Source organism: Salegentibacter haimaensis, from assembly GCF_054121495.1.
In genome coordinates this window covers 139535-161266 of sequence record NZ_JBSYGH010000007.1, presented here as the reverse complement: position 1 = coordinate 161266, position 21732 = coordinate 139535, and the positions used below count along the sequence as shown (strand labels likewise).

Sequence of the window (21732 nt, the reverse complement as noted above, 5' to 3'; positions counted from 1 at the left end):
TGGCGAAAGTTACTTATTCCTGCCAAGCCATAAAAGTCACCTCAAAATTTTTATTCTGATGTCTTTATTGATTTAAATAATCTAATGCGATTTGCGACATAGTTTTTACGCCCAGCAGGAGTCCGCTTTCATCAATGTAAAAGTCGGGGGTGTGGTGAGGGGCAGGTTCTGTGGCATCTAACGGCTGTCCGCCAAGGAAAAAATAAAAGCCCGGCACTTCTTCCTGGAAAAATGAAAAGTCTTCACCTCCGGTTGTGGCCTTTCCCAATTCTACCTTATCCTTTCCGGCTACTTTTTGCAGGGTTGGCAGCATTTGGCTGGTAAGTTCGGGATCATTATAAGTGATCGCCGTATTATTCTGAATTTCTATCGTCGCTTCGCCTCCGTAAGCTTCAGCAATGGCAGGCACCATTTCGCGCATTCTGTTCAGGATCATTTCTTTCATATCGGGATCGAGCGTGCGCACGGTTCCAATCATTTCGGCAGATTCAGGAATAATATTAAAGCGCACTCCGCTGGTGATTTTTCCCACGGTAATCACTGCTGCGCCATCTACCAGTTTGGCATTACGGCTAATAATAGTTTGCAAGCCATCTATGATTTTTGCTGAAATCAATATGGGGTCGACCCCGCTCCAGGGTGCCGAACCGTGGGTTTGTTTTCCTTTTACATTGATCACGAATCGTTCTACCGCGGCCATAGTACCTTCGGGTTTGTAGCGAATAGTGCCCACCGGGGTTTCAGAATTTATATGCAGGCCAAAAATCGCATCTACATCGGGATTTTTTAAAACCCCTTCTTTGATCATAAGACCGGCACCGCCCTCTTCGCCCGGCGGCGGACCTTCCTCGGCTGGTTGAAAGATGAATTTCACCGTACCGTTTATCTTATCTTTGTGTTGAGATAAAACTTCAGCCACGCCCATTAAAATAGCGACGTGGGTATCGTGCCCACAGGCGTGCATCACCCCGGTTTTTGTACCTAAAAATTCGGTCACCACTTCCGACTTAAACGGAAGATCATTTCGCTCGGTAACCGGGAGAGCGTCCATATCGGCACGCAGGGCAACTGTTTTTCCGGGATTATCTCCTTTCAGAATTCCTACCACGCCGGTTTTGGCGATTCCGGTTTGGGTTTCTATGCCTAATTTTTCGAGATGGGCCGCAATCTTTTCGGCAGTTTTAAATTCCCGGTTGGAAAGTTCGGGGTTTTGGTGAAAATCTCTTCTCCAGGAAATTACCTGTTCTTCAAGATTTTCAGCTGCAGCATTTATTTCGGGATCGATTTGCTGTGCGGTGAGGCTTAAGCTCATTAGAGTAAATACAGCCAGACAGATTTTTTTCATAGTAATAGCTAAGCAATGAGCATTAAAGATATTTAAATTATAGATTTTATCGATTTTACCACAGACTTTTGTTTAAAAAGAATGAGCTTCAGGGTTTAGATTTCTTTGTATTTTGGTTAAATTCACCCCTTTAAAAAATCGACGGAAATTTGGAAAATTATTTAGCCGAACTCAATGATGCTCAGCGTGCTCCGGTTCTGCAGAAAGATGGGGCATTGATTGTGATTGCCGGGGCGGGTTCAGGAAAGACCAGGGTACTTACCTATAGAATTGCTTACCTGATGCACCAGGGGGTAGATGCCTTTAATATTCTTGCGCTAACCTTTACCAACAAGGCAGCCCGCGAGATGAAGAATCGAATTGCAAAAATTGTAGGTAACTCTGAAGCGAAAAATCTCTGGATGGGAACATTCCACTCCATCTTCGCGAAAATTTTGAGATTCGAGGCCGATAAACTGGGCTATCCTTCAAATTTTACGATCTACGATACCCAAGATTCCCACAGCGTAATTCGGGCTATTATCAAGGATATGCGCCTGGATAAAGATGTATATAAGTACAAGCAGGTTTACAACCGAATTTCTTCCTATAAGAACAGTCTTATTACGGTTAAGGCCTATTTTCAGAATGAAGAATTAAAAGAGGCCGATGCAATAGCTAAAAAGCCAAGGTTAGGCGAGATTTACAAGGAATATGTAGATCGCTGTTTTAAGGCCGGAGCGATGGATTTCGATGATCTGCTTCTTAAAACCAACGAGCTGCTTAATCGTTTCCCCGATGTGCTGCATAAATATCAAAGCCGGTTTAAATATATCCTGGTAGATGAGTATCAGGATACCAACCATTCACAGTATTTAATTGTGAAGGCGCTTTCAGATAAATTCCAGAATATTTGTGTGGTAGGAGACGACGCCCAGAGTATCTATGCTTTTAGGGGAGCCAACATCAACAATATTTTAAACTTTCAGAAAGATTACGATAATGTGCAAATGTACAGGCTGGAACAAAATTACCGTTCTACTAAAAACATTGTAAATGCTGCAAATTCAATTATCAATAAAAACAAAACCAAGCTCGAAAAGGTGGTGTGGACCGATAATGAAGACGGTCCCAGAATCGTGGTGAACAGGTTGCTCACCGATGGGGAAGAAGGGCGTTTTGTGGCCAGTTCTATCTTTGAGACCAAAATGCAGCAGCAGCTTAAAAACAGCGATTTTGCCATTTTATATAGAACCAACGCCCAAAGCCGGGCGATGGAGGATGCCTTAAGAAAACGTGATATCCCCTATCGAATTTACGGGGGGCTTTCATTTTACCAGAGAAAGGAAATTAAAGATGTGCTTTCTTATTTACGTTTGCTTATAAACCCAAAAGATGAAGAGGCTTTAAAACGCGTGATCAATTATCCCGCCCGCGGAATTGGTCAAACCACGATGGACAAGCTCACCGTGGCTGCGAATCAATATGGGAGATCCATTTTTGAAGTGATCGAAAATATGGATCAGCTCAATCTCGGGATCAATTCGGGGACCCGTACCAAGCTGATGAATTTTGTGAATATGATTAAGAGTTTCACAATTTTAGCCGAAAATGCCGATGCTTTCACCGTGGCCGATACTGTTGCCAAAAAGACGGGTCTTATCCAGGAGCTTAAAAAAGACGGAACCCCTGAAGGTATTGCGAGAATTGAAAATATCGAGGAGCTTTTAAACGGGATCAGGGATTTTGTGGAAGGTCAAAAAGAACTGGCCGATGCTAATGGAAGTTTAGCTGAATTTCTTGAAGATGTAGCCCTGGCCACCGATATGGATAAGGATACCGGCGATGACGACAGGGTGGCTCTTATGACCATTCACCTGGCCAAAGGTTTGGAATTTCCTTATGTTTATATAGTGGGGCTGGAAGAAGATTTATTTCCTTCGGCGATGAGTATGAATACCCGAAGCGAACTGGAAGAAGAACGCCGTTTATTCTATGTCGCGTTAACCCGTGCAGAAAAACAGGCGTTCCTTACCTATACGCAATCCCGGTATCGCTGGGGCAAACTGGTAGATGCCGAGCCCAGCAGGTTTATTGAGGAAATCGATGACCAGTATAAGGATTATATGATTCCGGAGGATGATTATAAGTATAAACCCTTAATAGATACCGATATATTTGGCGAGGTAGACAAGAGTAAATTGCGTACTACCAAACCGGCAAAAGGGAATCCGCCGCCGGCGCACAAACCCACCGAGCAGCAGCTAAGAAAGTTGAGGAAGTTAAAACCGGCGCCTAAACCGGCATCTTCTAATGAAACGGGTATCAAATTACAGGCAGGAGACCGGGTGGAACATATGCGCTTCGGGAAAGGTAAGGTTCTGGGCCTTGAGGGAACCGGCCAGGATCGAAAAGCCGAAATAGACTTTGAAAATGGGGGAATTAAGAAGCTGCTTTTAAGATTTGCAAAGCTTAAAATGCTTTCCTGATTTTCCCGTTAAACTTCTGTTATAGAAAGCCGCGCAATGCGGCTTTCTTTTTATCTTCAGAATTAAAAGATGATACGAGAAGGAAGTAATGTGAAATGGAAATGGGGCGGGGGCACAGCTCACGGAAAGGTGAAAGAAACCTTTGCCTCCAAAATTACGAGAACTATCGATGGCAGTGAGATTACCAGGAACGGAGAAGAAGGTAATAAAGTGCTGCTCATTGAACAGGAAGACGGAAGCCAGGTACTCAAACTGGAAGATGAAGTCACAAAATCTGAATAAAATTAATGAATTCAATTGCTAACCAAAGGGCTTAAGCATACACTATGGCTGCAAAATTGCGGTTTGTGTGACCTCTTATAAAGCCCGATTAAATTTCTCTAAACTATGGCTGAACTGGTTAAAATCTATGATGAAAATCCCGCACCAAAACATATCAACAAAGTAGTAGAATGCCTAAAAAAAGGCGGTCTGGTAATCTATCCAACCGATACGGTTTACGGTTTGGGTTGTGATATCACCAACACCGCAGCTTTGGAGCGAATCGCCCAGATTAAAGGTGTAAAGCTTGAAAAGGCAAATTTCTCATTTATCTGTGAAGATTTAAGCAACCTGTCAGATTACGTGAAACAAATAGATACCGCTACTTTTAAGATTCTTAAACGAACCCTTCCCGGGCCTTATACATTTATACTTCCGGGGAATAGCAATCTGCCAAGTGTCTTTAAAAAGAAAAGTACTGTAGGAATACGGGTCCCTGACAATAATATTTGTCGGGCTCTTGTAGCCGGGCTTGGAAATCCGATTGTTTCTACCTCTATACGTGATGAAGATGAGGTTTTGGAGTACACCACCGATCCCGAGCTGATTCGTGAAAAGTGGGATAAGCTGGTAGATATTGTGATAGACGGGGGATATGGAGATAATATTCCTTCAACCGTAATAGATCTTACCACTCCCGAGCCTGAAGTAATACGCGAGGGAAAAGGCAGCATAGAAATTATGTGAGATTTTAAGTTCACTGCATAAAAAAACCCTTTGCGAGCGCAAAGGGTTTTAATTTTTATAAGTTTCTGCTATTATTGAGCAGATTTCATTCCTTCTTCGATCATCCCGTAGAATTGGTCTAGCTTAGGAAGAACTACAATTCGGGTTCTTCTGTTCTTAGAACGTCCTTCAGCAGTTTCGTTAGATGCTACAGGGATGTAGTAACTTCTACCAGCAGCTGTCATACGAGCAGGCTCTACACCGTACTCTTCCTGAAGTACACGAACCACAGAGGTAGCACGTTTTACAGAAAGATCCCAGTTGTCTTCGAACATTGCGGTTTTGATAGGCTTGTCGTCGGTATGACCTTCAACCATAAACTCAATTTCAGGACGGTTTTTAACTACGGTAGCAACTTTACCAAGTACTTCTTTCGCACGGTTGGTAATGTTGTAACGTCCGCTGTCAAATAATAACTTATCTGAAATAGAAACGTAAACCACACCTTTCTCAACATTGATCTCGATGTCCTCATCACTCATGTTACCAAGTGCACCTTTAAGGCTGGTTACAAGGGCCAGAGTTACAGAATCTTTTTTGTTGATTGCATCACGCATTCTGGTGATGGCCATATCTTTTTCTTTGATGCTCTCTAAAGAACGCTCAAGGTTTTCAGCTTCTTTCTTAGACAGAGTAGCCAAATCTCCCACGTTGTTTAATAAAGCCGCGTTGGTATTATTAAGCGTGGTAATTTGTCTATTTAAACTTTCTTTCTCGTCTAAACAGGCGTTAAGCTTAACGGTAGCTGTGTTTAACTGATCCTGGGTTTCTCTTTGTTTTTGCTCCAGTTCAGCATATTTCTTTTGCGAAACACAAGAAGAAAGCAAAAGGGCTGCTGTAGCCGATAAAAGCATGATTTTTCTCATAACTTGTCTAGAATTATTAATGTTAGATTTGTCAAAAGTATATAAAAAATATAAAGTTAAAAAGCGGCTTTAACATTAGTTTTAATAGTTCTCCCTTAATTTTCGAAATTCTTTCTTTTGCTGAAGAAAATATGCGAAAACAATAGAGCGAATTGCGTAATAATTGCCTGATTTCGAAAGCCCTTTTCGTTTTCTCCACATTGCCAAAGCAGAGCTGTAAAAACTAATATGCGCTCTAAAAACGGCGAAGAAATGAGGAAATTGTCCCTTGAATAAAAATCGGAAAGCAGCCAAACCGTCAAGAATCATCCTTGCAAAAATTACCGGAATTAAATTTCTGGCCGGTAAGTTCTTCAAAAGTAAAAACAGGTTGTTTCTGAAGTTGAAATAAGTCTTCTGCGGATTCATATTGCTCAAAGTGGCTCCGCCCAGGTGGTAAACTCGCGAATTTCCGCAGTATTTAATTTTATAGCCCAAATTTTTGAGTCGCCAACAAAGATCGATCTCCTCCTGATGGGCAAAAAAATCCTCATCCAGCCCGCCGGCCTCATAAAATGCGGTTTTTCGAATGGCCAGGCAGGCCCCGCTGGCCCAAAAAATTTCAGCATCCTCATTATACTGGCCGTTGTCTTTTTCAAGGCTTTCAAAGATACGGCCCCGGCAAAAAGCATAACCGAATTTGTCTATAAATCCGCCGGCGGCCCCGGCGTATTCAAAATATCCCCGATTTTTATAGTCTAAAAGTTTGGGTTGTACGGCAGCCACCTTTTCATCGCTTTCGAAAATCCTTATGATGGGTGATAACCATCCCCCGGTTACCTCTACATCACTATTTAAAAGAATGAAAATATCCTGGTCTAAATTTTTCAGAGCCAGGTTGTATCCTCCCGCGTAACCCGCATTTTTTTCATTTTGAATTATCTGCACCTGCGAGAAATTCTTCTGAAGCCAGGCTACCGAATCATCGGTAGAGGCATTGTCGGCAACGATGACCTCGGCTTCTGGGGAATACCGAACCACCGAGGGTAGAAATTCTTCCAGCAATGCCCTGCCATTCCAGTTCAATACCACTATAGCTACTCTCATAGGCTTTCAGATTTAAAGTCTGGTAAATTTTCTAAAAAATGATATCTCTCTTCTTTATAATCGAGCTGGCAGTAATAGTGGTCCAATCCGTTGGTGAGCATTAAATAATCGGCTTTAAGACTCATATTATATCTGGCGATTTGATCAAATACCTCCTGGGTGATTTTTATATGCGGGGCCTTACATTCTACGATTAAATGAATAGTTCCATCGGGTTTATACACCACAATATCGTAGCGTTTGGTCAACCTCCCCAGCTTTAGCTGTTTTTCAACATTGAGATGGCTTTTGGGGTAGTTTTTGTCCTTTAGCAGATATTGCAGGCAGTGCTGTCTCACCCATTCTTCAGGGCTTAGCAGTACAAATTTTTTCCTGATCTCATCAAATACGGCTATTTTATTTTCACTATTTTTGAAGCGAAACCTGTACGGCGGAAAATTCAAATCTAACATAGGTCAAAAATAAACAAAGAAAATTGCGTGAAGTTGTTTCCGCAATTTTTTTAATCGAGATTCGGGGCTAATACCGGAAAGAGAAATGAGGTTTTGGAGCCTGTTTCAAAATCAAAAAATTTGACTGCTTTTTAATCTTCCTACAGAAGTTTTTAAGAATGATAACCCAATTTATGGACGAAGCCAGGCAAATCGTAAATGATATACAACGAGGGGATATAAAACCCCTTTATTTTTTAATGGGGGAGGAGCCTTATTATATAGATAAGATTTCAGGCTTTATTGCTGAAAATCTCCTGCCCGAAGAAGAAAAAGGCTTTAACCAGGTGTCCTTATATGGTAGGGATACCAGCATAGAAGATATAATTAGTAATGCCCGGCGATACCCGATGATGGCCGAGCGGCAGGTGGTAATTGTAAAAGAAGCCCAGGAGCTTTCCCGAACTATCGAAAAGCTTGAATCCTACGCCGAAAATCCGCAACCCACCACCGTACTGGTAATTTGTTACAAGCTGAAGAAGCTCGATAAACGCAAAAAGATTTACAAAAATATCGCAAAAACCGGGGTGATTTTTGAAAGCAAAAAACTTTATGAGAATCAGGTTGGCGATTGGATTGTTAGCACTATGAAAACCCGTGGCTATTCAATTTCAATGAAGGCCGCCCAGATGCTGGTAGAATTTCTGGGGAATGATTTGGGTAAAATCGATAACGAACTGGGAAAACTTCAGCTAATCACTCCAAAAGATCAATTAATTACCCCAGAACTCATTGAGGAAAATATAGGAATAAGTAAAGATTTCAACAATTTTGAATTGCGAAAGGCTATAGGAAATCGGGAGGTACAAAAGGCTCATCGCATTATCAATTATTTTGCACAGAATCCTAAAGATAATCCGCTGGTGGTTACCGTGTCCTTGTTATTTGCTTATTTCTCTCAAATTATGCAATATCACGGGCTGGCCGATAAATCCAAGGCCAGTGTAGCCAAACAATTAAAGATCAATCCATATTTTGTGCAGGATTACGTGATTGCTGCCCGCAACTATAAAATGAAGGAGGTAAGCCAAATAATCTCTGAACTTAAAGCCATAGATATTAAGAGTAAAGGAGTGGGAGCCGTAAATGTTTCTCAGGGAGACCTTTTAAAGGAATTATTAGTAAAAATCATGCAATAATGAGTAAGCTAAGTCACTGGATCGGGGCGGCACGGGTGAGAACCCTTCCCTTATCGATCTCAGGAATTATCGTGGGAACAACAGTAGCGGCACATCAGGGAGTATTTGATCTGGCTATTTTTAGCCTTGCTCTGGGGACTACTTTGGGGCTGCAAATCCTCTCCAATTTTGCCAACGATTATGGCGATGGTGTAAAAGGCACCGATAATGAAGAGCGCATAGGCCCGGCCCGGGCTCTCCAAAGCGGATTAATTACCCGGCAGGAAATGAAGCAGGGAATGATAATCACCGCAGTGGTTACCTTGCTGCTTGCGATATTGCTGATTTATGCAGCCTTTGGCAGTGAAAATTTAGGTTATGCCTTGTTGTTTTTTGCTTTGGGGGTTGGTGCGATAATAGCAGCGATAAAATATACGGTGGGAACCTCGGCATATGGATATAAAGGCCTGGGCGATTTGTTCGTTTTTATTTTCTTCGGAATCGTTGCCGTTTACGGCTCTTACTTTTTATATGCTAAAAGTCTGGAATGGCTGGTTTTACTCCCTGCCGTAAGCATAGGCTTTTTGAGTATGGGGGTGCTGAACCTCAATAATATGCGTGACCGCCTGCCCGATAAAAAGGCCGGGAAGATAACCCTGGCCGTGATTCTGGGCGGCAAAATTTCGAAAGCATATCATTACTTTCTCATTATAGGGGCGATTGCCAGTTTGGTTTTCTATAGTATCTTGAGTTTAGACGGCTGGGAAGATTTTCTATATGTGCCTGTATTTATTCCTTTAATTCAACATCTTATTCGGGTGGTGGATAATGAAGAACCTGCCCTGCTGGATCCCGAATTAAAAGTTTTAGCCCTTTCAACCTTTGCGCTGGCATTGCTTTTTGGGTTGGGCCAAATCCTTTAGTTTAACAAAATTATAGGGAGACCGGTTTAAGTAATTTTCTTGTATTGCTTAAATTTATGCGGAAACCAAAAATTTCAAATGATGAAAATTACTTTCTACGGGCATAGTTGCTTTGGCCTTAAAATAGGAGATATTAATATTCTGGTAGACCCCTTTATTACCGGGAATGAACTTGCCAAAGATAAAATCGATATCAAAGATTTAAAAGCCGATTTTATTCTACTTACTCACGCGCATCAGGATCATATTCTCGATGCTGAAGCCATCGCTAAAAACACCGATGCGGTTATTGTGAGCAATTATGAGATCGCGAATCATTATCAGGAAAAAGGTTTGGAGGCTCATCCACTAAATCACGGTGGGAGTTGGGATTTTGAATTTGGCCGGGTAAAATACGTGAATGCCATTCACACCAGCTCGTTTCCCGACGGCAGCTATGGAGGTCAACCCGGCGGATTCGTCATTGAAAGTGAACACAAAAACATCTATATAGCGGGAGATACAGCTCTTACGATGGATATGAAGTTAATTCCGCAGCGAACAAAACTCGATCTTGCTATTTTACCTATTGGCGATAATTTCACTATGGGAATAGATGATGCAATTCTAGCCAGTGATTTTGTTGAATGTGATAAAGTTCTGGGTTGCCATTACGATACCTTTGGATACATAGAAATAGATCACGAAGAGGCAAAGCGCAAATTCTACGAAAAAGGAAAAGACCTCATGCTGCTCGATATTAGCGAAAGCATTGAATTATAAATTAAAATAAATGCAGGCAAGTTACCTGAAGTACAATCTTAAATTTAAACGCCCCAGTGGAACTTCCCGGGGCGTTCTTACTACCAAGGAAACCTGGTTTTTGAAACTTTCTGAAAATGGAAAAACCGGGATTGGTGAATGCGGGATTTTGCGCGGCCTGAGCTATGACGACAGGCCGGATTTTGAGCAAAAATTGAAATGGCTTTGTGATAATATTAACCTTGGAGAAGAAAAGCTATGGCAGGACCTGGAGGAATATCCCAGCATTCGATTTGGGCTGGAGATGGCCTTAAAATCGCTTCAGGCTGAAGATAAATTTCTTCTTTTTCCTTCTGAATTTACCTCGGGTAAGTCCTCAATTCCTATTAATGGTCTCATCTGGATGGGGGATAAGGCTTATATGAAAGCCCAGATTGAAGAAAAAATTAAGGCCGGTTTTAGTTGTATCAAACTTAAAATTGGGGCGATAGATTTTCAGAATGAATTGGATTTACTGAAGTTTATTCGGTCTGAATTTTCTTCAGAAGAAATAGAACTTAGGGTCGATGCCAATGGCGCTTTTTCTCCCGGCGATGCCCTGGAAAAACTGAAGCGTTTAAGCGATTATGAACTTCACAGTATAGAACAGCCTATAAAGCAAGGCCAATGGACTGAAATGGCTGCGCTTTGTGAGCAAACGCCTTTACCCATCGCCCTGGATGAAGAGCTTATCGGGGTTTTTAAAGTTTCAGAAAAAAAGAAACTTTTGGAGGCTATAAATCCGCAGTATCTCATTTTTAAGCCCAGTTTGCTTGGAGGTTATCGCGCCACCGGGGAATGGATTGATCTTTTGGAGAATTCTAAAACCGATTACTGGCTTACAAGTGCCCTGGAAAGCAATGTGGGGCTAAATGCCATTGCACAGTGGACCTATACACTCAAGCCTCAAATGCCGCAGGGTCTGGGTACCGGTGGGTTGTACACCAATAATTTTGATTCTCCGCTGGAAATTATTCAGGGAAATATCCATTATAATCCCGAACTTGCGTGGAAATTCAATTTATAGATTAATGTATATAGCTCAGGCTTTTTTAGCACGCCACGAATTTTGGCGATATTTAATAGGATTTTTTATAGTAGTAGTAGGGGTAATAATTGGTCAAATTCCCCTGGGAGTCATCCTGGTTTTGACCCAGGGTCCGGAAATTATGGGTATGGATGAAGCCCAGATGATGGCTACTTTAGAAAGCAATTTAGGCCTATTCCTTATGCTGCTCACCTTTGCTGTTGGATTAGTAGCTCTCCTGTTGGTAGTCAAATATTTTCATAATCAAAGCTTAACCTCACTAACCACCAGCCGTAAAAAAATCGACTGGAATCGTGTGCTTTTTGCATTTGGATTAATGGCCGTAATTACCGTGGGAGTTACACTTTTAGACTATGTGATTAGTCCTGAAGACTACCAATTAAACTTTAAGCCTGTTCCCTTTCTTATCCTAATGGCCATAGCGGTGGTGATGATCCCCTTGCAAACCAGTTTCGAAGAATATCTTTTTAGAGGCTATTTAATGCAGGGACTTGGTGTACTGGCCAAAAACCGATGGTTACCCCTTATTGTAACTTCGGTGATTTTTGGAGGGCTTCATTTTTTTAATCCTGAAGTAGCCAAACTGGGAAATATCATTATGATCTATTATATAGGTACAGGATTTCTCTTTGGAATTATGACCCTTATGGATGAAGGTTTAGAACTTGCCCTTGGCTTTCACGCCGCAAACAATCTTGTAGCCGCACTTCTGGTAACTGCCGACTGGACTGCCTTTCAAACTCATTCGATTTTCAAGGATGTTTCAGATCCCACTGCAGGCCTTGATATTCTAATTCCGGTTTTCGTTTTCTATCCTCTTGTACTCTATATCCTGTCTAAAAAATACGGCTGGACCAACTGGAAAGAAAAGCTTTTCGGGCGGGTTGAAGCACCCGAAACCTTAAAAGTTTCAGAAGAAAATTAATAGTTTAATGTCATTTTGTTAACTTTAAGAAATCAGGAAAGCTTCAACTTTGATTTTAGCATATGACAGATAAATATCAGGTTCCCGAAACTCACCCGGAATTCAGACTCAACAAGCGTTATTTCACCAACGCCGAACTTTACCAGGTTGCGTACAGTTTTATAAAAGAAGGCGAACCCTGGGAGGAGGCTATCGGGAGTTTTATTTTAGACTGGATAAAACCCAACTCCTATGTGGAAGTGAAAACTTCGGGTTCTACCGGGAAGCCAAAGAAGATTCGGCTAAAGAAAGATCATATGATCAATTCGGCCCGGGCCACGGCTAAGTTCTTCGATTTACCTGAAAAAACCACCGCTTTAATGTGTTTACCGGCCAATTACATCGCCGGAAAGATGATGCTGGTTAGAGCGATGATTCTAGGCTGGCAGCTGGATTTGGTGCCTCCGTCAGCCAATCCTTTAGACCAGGTTTTTAAGGTTTATGACTTTTGTGCGATGACGCCCTTTCAATTGGATAATTCAATCGCAAGGTTACATCTTATCAAAAAGCTAATCGTGGGAGGCGGAGCAGTATCTCCCAGGCTTCAAAAAATGGTTAGGGAGGTAGACACCAAAGTTTATGAAACCTATGGTATGACCGAAACCGTTACCCATATTGCGGCCAAGCGACTCAATCCCTCTAAAAAACGCAAAAAACCAAGACCTTTTAAGGTATTGCCCAACATCAATATTAGCCAGGATGAGAGAGGCTGTTTGGTGATAAAGGCTCCAAAGCTGGCAGATGAACCTGTGGTGACCAACGATGTGGTAGAAATTCTTACCTACAAGAAGTTTTTATGGAAAGGGCGTATCGATAATGTGATTAACAGCGGCGGGGTAAAGCTTCATCCCGAAGAGATCGAGAAAAAGCTCGAGAGAATAATTGATTACCGCCTTTTTATAGCTTCGATTCCCGACGATTCTCTCGGGGATAAATTGGTGCTTTTTGTTGAATGTGAATTTTCTGAAGAGGAATTAGCAAAGATTCAAAATGATATTTCCAACCTGAAAACTTTGGAAAAATATGAAATTCCGAAGAAAATTTATCTCATCGAGAAATTCGAGGAAACCCCCAATGGTAAAATCCACCGCGAAAATACCCTTAAAAGCAAAGTAAATTGAATAAAATTCTACCTAAAGTTTTAATCTTGCTGGGACTATTAGGCTTTCTTCCCGTCTCTGCACAAATTCTACCCGAGCGCGAAAGAGCGGCTTTGATAGATGAGATCCTAAAAGATAAATTTGAAAATTTACTTCCCGAATTGATGGATAGGGAAGGAATAGATATGTGGCTGGTTATTGGCCGCGAATATAACGAAGACCCTGTGCTGCGAACAATGTTGCCGGCTACCTGGTTAAATGCGCGCAGAAGAACGATTCTGGTGTTTTTTCGTGATAAAAATGCAGATAGCCTGGAAAGACTGGCCGTAGCCAGGTACCAGGTGGGAGAGAGCATTGAGCCCGCCTGGAACCCTGAAGAGCAACCAGAGCAGTGGGCAGCGCTAATGGAAATTATTGAGAATAGGAATCCGCAGAAAATTGCTGTCAATTATTCGGCAGACTACGGAATTACAGATGGCCTGGCGAAAACCGATTTTGAGGAATTTCAGCAGCAATTACCGGCTCAATTTAAAGACAGGCTGGTTTCAGCTGAAGCTCTTGCGGTAGGCTGGATTGAGTCCAGAACCCAAATGGAAATGGATATTTATCCGCAGTTGGTTCAGATCACTAAAGATATTATTCGCGAAGCTTTTAGCGAAAAAGTTATTACCCCGGGAGAGACCACCACCGAAGATGTAGTGTGGTGGATGCGCCAAAAAGTTACCGATCTTGGCCTGGAAACCTGGTTTCATCCTACTGTAGCTATACAGCGAGATGAGGAGGCTCTGGAAGATCATATAACCGCATTTTCGAACAAAAAGGAAGGAAAAGTGATTCAACCCGGCGATTTGCTGCATTGTGATTTTGGAATTACTTATCTAAGACTAAATACCGATTGCCAACAAATGGCGTATGTATTAAAACCGGGAGAGAGCGAGGCACCTCAATATCTGCAGGAAGCCTTTAAAAAGGGAAACAGGCTGCAGGACATTTTAACCGGGAATTTCGAAACCGGAAAAACGGGAAATAAGATTTTAGCCGAAAGTTTAACACAAGCCAAAGCCGAAGGCCTCAGGCCAATGATCTATACTCATCCTTTGGGATTATATGGCCATTCGGCCGGGACTACCATAGGAATGTGGGACTCTCAGGATGGAGTGCCGGGTTCGGGGGAATATGCCTTAAATGAGAATACGGTTTACGCTATTGAACTCAACACCAGTGTTTATTTGGATGAATGGGAGCAGGATGTTCGAATAATGCTGGAAGAAGCCGGGTTTTGGGGGGAAGAAGGGTTTAGATATGTCAATACCCGCCAAACCGATCTCATATTGATTCCGGCAAAATAATTTCAGAAGAAATTCAGGCTACTGTCTCATTTTCATCATATAATCGGCAGAGTGTTTTCCCGAGCCGTAGAACAGGAAAAAAATGCAGATCAAAAAAACAATAGCGGCTTCAAAAAGTCGGGCTCCGTTAAAATCTCCCATAAAATTGATTAAAATCGCACCAACAAGAATAGGGAGTTGAGCTACAATTGCCCAGCGGGTAAGCAACGCAAATGCGATTAGTAATCCGCCAACCAAATGGGCCGGGGTCACATAATGAATGGCCAGCATCGCTCCTCCAAATCCCTGTAAAGGTTTTACCAGATCGATTAAAATCTGGCTTTGCGCCACAAAACTAATTCCCTTGATAAAAAGGAAAACCCCCAAAGCAATTCGAAGTAAATCTAACGGATAATAAGTGTGCGCATTGGCCCACTTATTCAATGATCTAATGCTTAACATAACCGAAAAATTTAGACCTATTAATTTACTGAAAATTAGCGGTTTATTTTAATGTTTTTGCATAAAAAAACCGGAAAGCCTGAAAAGCCCCCGGTTATTTTACTCCGATTTTGGTCAGCAAATTTTAGGTTTGGATCACTCCTAAGTTAAAATCTTTGGTGATGGGAGCGTGATTAGCCGCCTCAATACCTTTTGAAATCCATTTTCTGGTATCCAGGGGGTCGATGATAGCATCGGTCCATAATCTTGCTGCAGCATAATAAGGCGAAGTTTGCTCATCATACCGCGATTTGATTTTTTCAAAAACTTCCTTTTCCTTTTCAGCATCAACTTTTTCTCCTTTTTTCTCTAAAGCAGCTGTTTCGATTTGGGCGAGCACTTTGGCGGCCTGGGTGCCTCCCATCACAGCAAGTTCGGCGCTGGGCCAGGCAACGATTAACCTGGGATCATAGGCTTTTCCGCACATAGCATAATTCCCGGCTCCATAGGAATTCCCCATAATTACGGTAAATTTCGGCACTACCGAGTTGCTTACAGCACTTACCATTTTGGCTCCGTCTTTAATAATACCGCCGTGTTCACTTTTACTACCTACCATAAATCCGGTTACGTCCTGCAGAAAAACCAATGGGATTTTTTTCTGATTACAGTTTGCGATAAACCTGGTGGCTTTATCGGCCGAGTCGCTGTAAATCACCCCGCCAAACTGCATTTCCCCTTTTTTGGTCTTTACAATTTTGCGCTGGTTGGCCACAATGCCCACGGCCCATCCATCTATTCGAGCGTAGCCGGTGATGATGCTTTGACCATAGCCGGCCTTATATTCTTCAATTTCTGAATTGTCTACCAGGCGTTTGATGATTTCCATAGTATCATATTGATCTCCCCTGGATTTTGGCAGAATGCCATAAATCTCTTTCTGATCTTCTGCAGGTTTTGCGGCTTTCTTTCGGTTAAAACCTGCCTTGTCATAATCTCCAATTTTATCGACTATATTCTTGATTTTGGTAAGGGCATCCTCATCATCTTTCGCCTTATAATCGGTTACCCCGCTTATTTCGCTGTGGGTGGTTGCCCCGCCCAAAGTTTCATTATCAATGCTTTCCCCAATGGCAGCTTTCACCAAATAGCTTCCGGCAAGAAAAATGCTTCCGGTTTTTTCCACGATCAGGGCTTCGTCGCTCATTATGGGAAGGTAGGCGCCGCCGGCTACACAGCTGCCCATAACGGCTGCTATTTGAGTAATTCCCATAGAGCTCATCACGGCATTATTTCTAAAAATTCTTCCGAAGTGTTCTTTATCGGGGAAAATTTCGTCCTGCATAGGAAGGTAAACCCCGGCGCTATCTACCAAATAGATGATAGGAAGCCTGTTTTCTATAGCGATTTCCTGGGCCCTCAGGTTTTTCTTCCCTGTGATGGGGAACCAGGCTCCGGCTTTTACCGTGGCGTCGTTTGCTACGATAATACACTGTTTTCCCGAGACATTTCCAATTTTAACCACCACTCCTCCCGAAGGGCAGCCGCCGTGTTCTTCGTACATACCTTCTCCTGCAAAAGCGCCAATTTCCAGGCAGTCTTTTGGGTCGTCTACCAGGAAATCTATGCGTTCCCGGGCAGTCATTTTTCCTTTCTTATGATGCTTTTCGATGCGTTTCTCGCCACCTCCAAGATATACGCGCTTTAATTTATGTTTTAGATCAGAAACGAGTAATTTGTTATAATCTTCGTTTTTATTGAATTTAAGGTTCATTGGTTGTTTAATTTATACCTGCGGGATTAAAAAATGCACTCTTGTGCCCCGGGCATTTTGTGAATTTATTTAAAATTTAGGCCTAAATAGTCTTGTTATTGGCTAAAATACAAAATAGGCTCAATTTCATAGAGGAAAATATGGGCGAAAAGTGCGATATTAGTAATCAAATTTCCGATTATGAAAATCAATAAAAACAGCATTTTTGGATGGGCGAGTTTTGCTCTCTTCCTCATTGGCTCGGCGGTAGTTTTATTGGGTGTTCTAAAATATAGAGATTACGCCATAGGCTTTTCGGTTGTGGGAATTGGATTTTTCGCAATTTCCTGGGTGTTCAATGCATTAAAAGGCAGAGTCTAGCTTATGAATTCTGAAAAAACCATAAAACTGCAGTTGCTTAAACATTTGAAAGGCGGAGAGGCCTTTTTAGCCCTGGATGATTTTGTTGAGAAAATGCCATACTTTCAACTGGGGATAGTACCTGAAAATTTACCCTATAGTTTCTTCCAGGTTTTTTGGCATATGCGCTATGCGCAAAAAGATATCCTGGATTTTTGTAATGCTGAAGTTTATACTGAAGTTTCTTGGCCTAAAGATTATTGGCCCGAATCTGCGGCTCCGGCTTCAGAAAAGGAATGGAAAAATCTAAAAACTAAATTTTTCGAAGAACGCGAGCAACTGGCCGAATTTATTGCAGATGAATCTAATGGCTTGCTGGATAAGGCCAAACACGGCGGAGGTCAAAGTCTTTTGCGGGAATTGATGCTGGTAATTGAACACAATGCTTATCACACAGGGCAATTGCTGTTAATTATGCGGCTGCTAAAAGTTTATCCCTGAAACTTAAAATGTTTTCCGTGTTAATTTTGGATATTTGCAGGGCCGAAACAGGCTTGAATTTTAAAATCTATAATTATGTCAGACGATAAAAAAGTGATCTTTTCAATGTCGGGGGTAACCAAAACCTATAAAAATGCGAATACCCCGGTTTTGAAAAATATATACCTGAGTTTTTTCTATGGGGCCAAAATAGGGATTCTCGGTTTAAACGGTTCGGGAAAATCTACTCTTTTGCGAATTATTGCCGGAGAGGATAAAAATTACCAGGGCGATGTGGTGTTTTCTTCGGGATATTCGGTGGGGTATCTCGAACAGGAGCCTAAACTTGATGAAGAAAAAACGGTGCTGGAAGTGGTAAAAGAAGGTGCTTCAGAAACCGTTGCGATTCTCGATGAATACAACAAGATCAACGATATGTTTGGTTTGCCTGAGGTTTACGAGGATGCCGATAAGATGCAAAAGTTAATGGATCGGCAGGCAGCGCTTCAGGATCAAATCGATGCCAGCAATGCCTGGGAGCTCGATACCAAACTCGAAATCGCAATGGATGCTTTAAGAACTCCCGAGCCCGATAAGAAAATCGGGGTTTTATCTGGAGGGGAGCGAAGAAGAGTGGCGCTTTGCCGCTTACTGCTTCAGGAACCCGATGTTTTGTTGCTCGATGAGCCTACTAACCACCTCGATGCTGAGTCGGTACACTGGCTGGAGCATCACCTGGCCCAATACAAAGGAACGGTAATCGCGGTAACTCACGACCGTTACTTCCTTGATAATGTAGCGGGCTGGATTCTGGAACTGGATAGGGGAGAGGGAATACCGTGGAAAGGTAATTATTCTTCCTGGTTGGATCAAAAATCCAAACGATTGGCCCAGGAACAAAAGCAAGCCAGCAAACGCCAAAAAACCCTTGAACGGGAATTGGAATGGGCCAGAATGAATCCTAAGGGCCGACAGGCAAAACAAAAAGCCCGTTTAAATAATTACGACAAACTTTTGAGTCAGGATCAAAAGCAGGTAGACGAAAAACTGGAAATCTATATTCCAAATGGTCCCCGCCTGGGAACCAATGTGATCGAGGCAAAGGGAGTGAGTAAGGCCTATGGCGACAAATTGCTTTATGAAGATCTGAACTTTAAATTACCGCAGGCAGGGATTGTGGGGGTAATCGGGCCAAACGGAGCCGGAAAAACTACCATTTTCAGAATGATTATGGGCGAGGAGCAACCCGACAAGGGAAGCTTTGAAGTGGGAGAAACCGCGAAGATCGCCTATGTAGATCAGGCGCACTCGAATATCGATCCTGAAAAAACCATCTGGCAAAACTTTAGTGATGAGCAGGAGCTTATTATGATGGGTGGCCGGCAGGTGAATTCAAGAGCCTACCTAAGCCGATTTAACTTCAGCGGAAGCGAACAAAATAAAAAAGTCAATATGCTTTCAGGAGGAGAAAGAAACCGCCTGCATTTGGCAATGACCTTGAAAGAAGAAGGAAACGTGCTTTTACTCGATGAGCCTACCAACGATCTTGATGTGAATACTTTAAGAGCCCTGGAAGAAGGTTTGGAGAACTTCGCAGGCTGTGCCGTGGTGATCTCTCACGACCGTTGGTTCCTGGATAGAATTTGTACCCATATCCTGGCTTTCGAAGGAGATTCACAGGTGTATTTCTTTGAAGGAAGTTTTTCAGATTATGAGGAAAACAAGAAAAAAAGACTTGGAGGCGATGTTATGCCTAAACGAATCAAGTATAAAAAACTGGTGCGATAAGCCCCCGTCAATATTTGTTAAAAAACCTCTTTCGTTGATCGAAAGAGGTTTTTATTTTTAGGTCCAGACCTCACAGGTTTTCAAAACCTGTGAGGCCTTATTTTATTGCTCAGCTTTCTTTTCCTTTTTTGGAGGTATAGGTCCCCGAAGGTGAATGATGAGTCCGTTGAGGAAATTCCGAAGAAATTGATCGCCGCATTCCATATATTTAGGATGATCTTCACTTCTGAAAATCGCATTGATCTCACTTTTGGTTACCTTAAAATCCACCAGGGCACATATCTTTACGATATCATCATCACGTAGTTTGTGAGCTACCCTTAACTTTTTGAAAATGTCATTATTTGTTAATCCCATAGCCGCAAAAGTACGTAATTATTCATCTGAAACCCGGGTAAATTTGTTTTCCAGCCTATCGATTAGTTCTAAATCCTGAGAATTGGTCATTGCCGTTCGGGCATCGAGGAATAAATTTTTAGCTTCCCTTTCCAGGCTATAATAATAAGCCTCGTTACAAGCCTTTTGTTTGCGTAGATAGATAAACATATACGCCAGATTTTGCACAATACTCACGTCGTGTTTGCAATAGGCTCTAATAGAGCCCATAACATTGTAAAGCAATTCATCGAAGCTCACCACATTTAGCTTCACAGCCGGTCGCACCTCTGTGGTCATGATGCTATAATCTCTTTTTTGCATACGCAGGGCGAAGAGTTCGTTGAGGTAATCAATTCCATTTAATGCGGTGCCGGGGTCGTTAATTCCGGGCGACATAGCTTTTACGATTATTTCGGTTATTTGTTTGAATGCAAGAACGTAATTGCGTTCTACCAGTTCTCCGCGGCTAAAAATTATATTGGAACGAATCAATTGCAAATCGTCTTCTTCCAGCTTTATTGAGGTTTTGAATAAGGGTAATCCCTTTAGCACAAAAACGCCTTTCACGGGAATTATATGAATTTGGACCTCTTTTTTTCTGCAAATTTTAAGCAGGTTCTCAAGCCCCAGATGTTGAAAATATCCGCTATGCTCTGCATAACAGGAGTGCCAGTTTGTAGTGTCTGGAAAATCGTCTGCCCGGTTTTCTTCGGTTTGTAACAGGTAATTTAAACGCTTTTGAGCTTTATGGTAAATCTTATCGAGAATATTGTTGATTTGAATATTCTGTGAGATATTGTGGATAAAGTAAATAAAGGCCCAGATACAAACCACGGTAAAGAAAATTCCCAGTAGCACCGAGAAGCCCGGGATTTGATATTCTTCTCCCTCGGGCTGAATAGATACAGCGATGAAAATACAGTATAAAATAGTGGCCAGGTAAATCCCCAGAATAATCTGATGATTTTTATCTGAAATCAAGCCCGGCAACAGCCTTGGCGAATAGTTGTTTGAAGCCTGGTTGAGCAAAACCATCACCATAGAAAAACTAAACACCATCATAGAAATGAGCCCGGTAATGCAGGCGCTTAAAATAGTGAGAGCTGTATCACCGCTGTTTACGACCAGACCAGGCATTTCTTCAACCAGGTATTTAGAAATTCCCCGATTTTCCAGAATGATCATCAAAAATGACAATAGAAACCCGGCTATGGCAAACAGGGTAGGATAGAAGGCAATTTTGTTATGGATTTCCTTAAACTCAGAAAGTAGTGATGTAATTGTCCTGGCCATTCATTTCTTTTATTGAAAGGTACGCATTGCAAGGATTCGGGAATGTGAAGATTACGCCAAGAAGACAAAAAGTCATTAATTTTTTAAAGATTTATGTCAAATAGTCATAAAAATTGAATTGGAACTCAATTTGCCTAAGCTATTCCGAAAATAATGATGTATAACTTAAAAATATAAAGCTATGAGTTTAATCAAAAGAAATGAGACCAATTGGTTGCCATCGGTTTTTGACGATATGTTTAAAACCGATTGGTTAGGAGGAACTACTAACGTGAACAGCATAGGAACCAGTATTCCGGCTGTAAATATTATGGAGACTGAAGATGAATTCAGCGTAGAGGTTGCCGCTCCCGGAAAAACCCGTGAAGACTTCAATATCGAACTGGATAATGATGTGCTAACCATTTCTTCAGAAGAAAAAAAGGAGACTGAAACTACCGATAAAAAAGGGCGCTATACCCGCAAGGAGTTTAGCTATTCCAATTTCAAAAGAGCTTTCAGCCTTCCCGATACCGTAGACAGCGAAAAAATTGCTGCTTCTTATAAAGATGGGGTATTGAATATTAGTCTTCCTAAAAAAGAAGAAGCCAAAGTGCAACCCAAACGAATGATTGAGATCTCGTAAGAATGTTTGATTTGATTAGTTAGGAAAATGCCCGCCAGCGTTGCGGGCAT

Annotated in this window: 22 protein-coding genes; 14 read left to right on the top strand and 8 right to left on the bottom strand. The window is 41.9% G+C overall.

Going from position 1 to position 21732, the window contains the following annotated elements:
* Positions 1 to 64: 64 nt before the first annotated feature.
* A complete protein-coding gene (locus ACW6QP_RS08805) occupies positions 65 to 1345 on the bottom strand; it encodes an amidohydrolase (protein ID WP_457910495.1) in 1281 nt (426 codons plus the stop codon).
* A gap of 149 nt (positions 1346 to 1494) precedes the next feature.
* Between ACW6QP_RS08805 and ACW6QP_RS08800 the strand changes: the two genes are divergently transcribed.
* From ACW6QP_RS08800 to ACW6QP_RS08790, 3 genes are all read left to right on the top strand, one after another.
* The gene (locus ACW6QP_RS08800) at positions 1495 to 3813 is read left to right on the top strand and encodes an ATP-dependent helicase (RefSeq protein ID WP_457910494.1); all 2319 of its coding nucleotides are present in this window, start codon (positions 1495 to 1497) and stop codon (positions 3811 to 3813) included.
* Positions 3814 to 3882: 69 nt separating this feature from the next.
* A complete protein-coding gene (locus tag ACW6QP_RS08795; protein WP_457910493.1) occupies positions 3883 to 4095 on the top strand; it encodes a DUF2945 domain-containing protein in 213 nt (70 codons plus the stop codon).
* 105 nt (positions 4096 to 4200) lie between these two features.
* On the top strand, positions 4201 to 4821 hold the full coding sequence (locus tag ACW6QP_RS08790) for an L-threonylcarbamoyladenylate synthase (RefSeq protein WP_457910492.1): 621 nt from the start codon (positions 4201 to 4203) through the stop codon (positions 4819 to 4821).
* Between the two features lie 71 nt (positions 4822 to 4892).
* Here the strand turns inward: ACW6QP_RS08790 and ACW6QP_RS08785 are convergent, their stop codons facing one another.
* The 3 genes from ACW6QP_RS08785 to ACW6QP_RS08775 form a co-directional block, all read right to left on the bottom strand.
* Complete coding sequence (locus tag ACW6QP_RS08785) at positions 4893 to 5726, bottom strand: OmpA/MotB family protein (protein WP_457910491.1); 834 nt, start codon at positions 5724 to 5726, stop codon at positions 4893 to 4895.
* A gap of 81 nt (positions 5727 to 5807) precedes the next feature.
* Entirely contained in the window at positions 5808 to 6812 is a 1005-nt protein-coding gene (locus tag ACW6QP_RS08780) for a glycosyltransferase family 2 protein (protein ID WP_457910490.1), read from the bottom strand.
* The gene (locus ACW6QP_RS08775; RefSeq protein ID WP_457910489.1) at positions 6809 to 7264 is read right to left on the bottom strand and encodes a type I restriction enzyme HsdR N-terminal domain-containing protein; all 456 of its coding nucleotides are present in this window, start codon (positions 7262 to 7264) and stop codon (positions 6809 to 6811) included. The genes ACW6QP_RS08780 and ACW6QP_RS08775 overlap by 4 nt, the downstream gene beginning before the upstream one ends.
* Positions 7265 to 7437: 173 nt before the next feature.
* On the opposite strand from ACW6QP_RS08775, the gene holA reads away from it, so the two are divergent.
* From holA to ACW6QP_RS08740, 7 genes are all read left to right on the top strand, one after another.
* Complete coding sequence (gene holA / locus ACW6QP_RS08770; RefSeq protein WP_457910507.1) at positions 7438 to 8442, top strand: DNA polymerase III subunit delta; 1005 nt, start codon at positions 7438 to 7440, stop codon at positions 8440 to 8442.
* Positions 8442 to 9344, top strand: a complete 903-nt coding sequence (menA, locus tag ACW6QP_RS08765) for a 1,4-dihydroxy-2-naphthoate octaprenyltransferase (RefSeq protein ID WP_457910488.1) — start codon at positions 8442 to 8444, stop codon at positions 9342 to 9344. Before holA ends, menA begins: the two co-directional genes overlap by 1 nt.
* A gap of 81 nt (positions 9345 to 9425) precedes the next feature.
* On the top strand, positions 9426 to 10106 hold the full coding sequence (locus ACW6QP_RS08760; RefSeq protein WP_457910506.1) for a metal-dependent hydrolase: 681 nt from the start codon (positions 9426 to 9428) through the stop codon (positions 10104 to 10106).
* A gap of 10 nt (positions 10107 to 10116) precedes the next feature.
* Positions 10117 to 11151 (top strand): o-succinylbenzoate synthase, encoded by a 1035-nt coding sequence (locus ACW6QP_RS08755; protein ID WP_457910487.1) that lies wholly within the window; start codon positions 10117 to 10119, stop codon positions 11149 to 11151.
* 4 nt (positions 11152 to 11155) lie between these two features.
* Positions 11156 to 12097: a CPBP family intramembrane glutamic endopeptidase gene (locus ACW6QP_RS08750; RefSeq protein WP_457910486.1), complete on the top strand. Its 942-nt coding sequence runs from the start codon at positions 11156 to 11158 to the stop codon at positions 12095 to 12097.
* A 62-nt stretch (positions 12098 to 12159) separates the two neighbouring features.
* The gene (locus tag ACW6QP_RS08745) at positions 12160 to 13257 is read left to right on the top strand and encodes an AMP-binding protein (RefSeq protein WP_457910485.1); all 1098 of its coding nucleotides are present in this window, start codon (positions 12160 to 12162) and stop codon (positions 13255 to 13257) included.
* A gap of 5 nt (positions 13258 to 13262) precedes the next feature.
* A complete protein-coding gene (locus ACW6QP_RS08740; protein ID WP_457910505.1) occupies positions 13263 to 14585 on the top strand; it encodes a M24 family metallopeptidase in 1323 nt (440 codons plus the stop codon).
* Between the two features lie 18 nt (positions 14586 to 14603).
* Here ACW6QP_RS08740 and ACW6QP_RS08735 read toward each other — a convergent pair whose 3' ends face one another.
* A complete protein-coding gene (locus ACW6QP_RS08735; RefSeq protein WP_457910484.1) occupies positions 14604 to 15026 on the bottom strand; it encodes a DoxX family protein in 423 nt (140 codons plus the stop codon).
* Positions 15027 to 15150: 124 nt separating this feature from the next.
* Positions 15151 to 16779 (bottom strand): acyl-CoA carboxylase subunit beta, encoded by a 1629-nt coding sequence (locus ACW6QP_RS08730; RefSeq protein WP_457910483.1) that lies wholly within the window; start codon positions 16777 to 16779, stop codon positions 15151 to 15153.
* Positions 16780 to 16959: 180 nt separating this feature from the next.
* On the opposite strand from ACW6QP_RS08730, the gene ACW6QP_RS08725 reads away from it, so the two are divergent.
* The 3 genes from ACW6QP_RS08725 to ettA all read left to right on the top strand — a co-directional run bounded on the left by ACW6QP_RS08725 (position 16960) and on the right by ettA (position 19386).
* On the top strand, positions 16960 to 17139 hold the full coding sequence (locus tag ACW6QP_RS08725) for a CAL67264 family membrane protein (RefSeq protein ID WP_457910482.1): 180 nt from the start codon (positions 16960 to 16962) through the stop codon (positions 17137 to 17139).
* Between the two features lie 3 nt (positions 17140 to 17142).
* Positions 17143 to 17619: a DinB family protein gene (locus ACW6QP_RS08720; RefSeq protein WP_457910481.1), complete on the top strand. Its 477-nt coding sequence runs from the start codon at positions 17143 to 17145 to the stop codon at positions 17617 to 17619.
* A 75-nt stretch (positions 17620 to 17694) separates the two neighbouring features.
* On the top strand, positions 17695 to 19386 hold the full coding sequence (ettA, locus tag ACW6QP_RS08715; RefSeq protein WP_457910480.1) for an energy-dependent translational throttle protein EttA: 1692 nt from the start codon (positions 17695 to 17697) through the stop codon (positions 19384 to 19386).
* Positions 19387 to 19488: 102 nt separating this feature from the next.
* Here ettA and ACW6QP_RS08710 read toward each other — a convergent pair whose 3' ends face one another.
* Together ACW6QP_RS08710 and ACW6QP_RS08705 are read right to left on the bottom strand one after the other, a co-directional pair.
* Positions 19489 to 19743, bottom strand: a complete 255-nt coding sequence (locus ACW6QP_RS08710; RefSeq protein ID WP_457910479.1) for a DUF1456 family protein — start codon at positions 19741 to 19743, stop codon at positions 19489 to 19491.
* A gap of 18 nt (positions 19744 to 19761) precedes the next feature.
* Positions 19762 to 21057 (bottom strand): DUF2254 domain-containing protein, encoded by a 1296-nt coding sequence (locus ACW6QP_RS08705; RefSeq protein WP_457910478.1) that lies wholly within the window; start codon positions 21055 to 21057, stop codon positions 19762 to 19764.
* A gap of 181 nt (positions 21058 to 21238) precedes the next feature.
* Here ACW6QP_RS08705 and ACW6QP_RS08700 point away from each other — a divergent pair, with 181 nt between their 5' ends.
* Positions 21239 to 21682 carry an Hsp20/alpha crystallin family protein gene (locus tag ACW6QP_RS08700; protein ID WP_457910477.1) on the top strand — a complete coding sequence of 148 codons (444 nt, stop codon included), beginning with the start codon at positions 21239 to 21241 and terminating at the stop codon, positions 21680 to 21682.
* Positions 21683 to 21732: the final 50 nt, after the last annotated feature.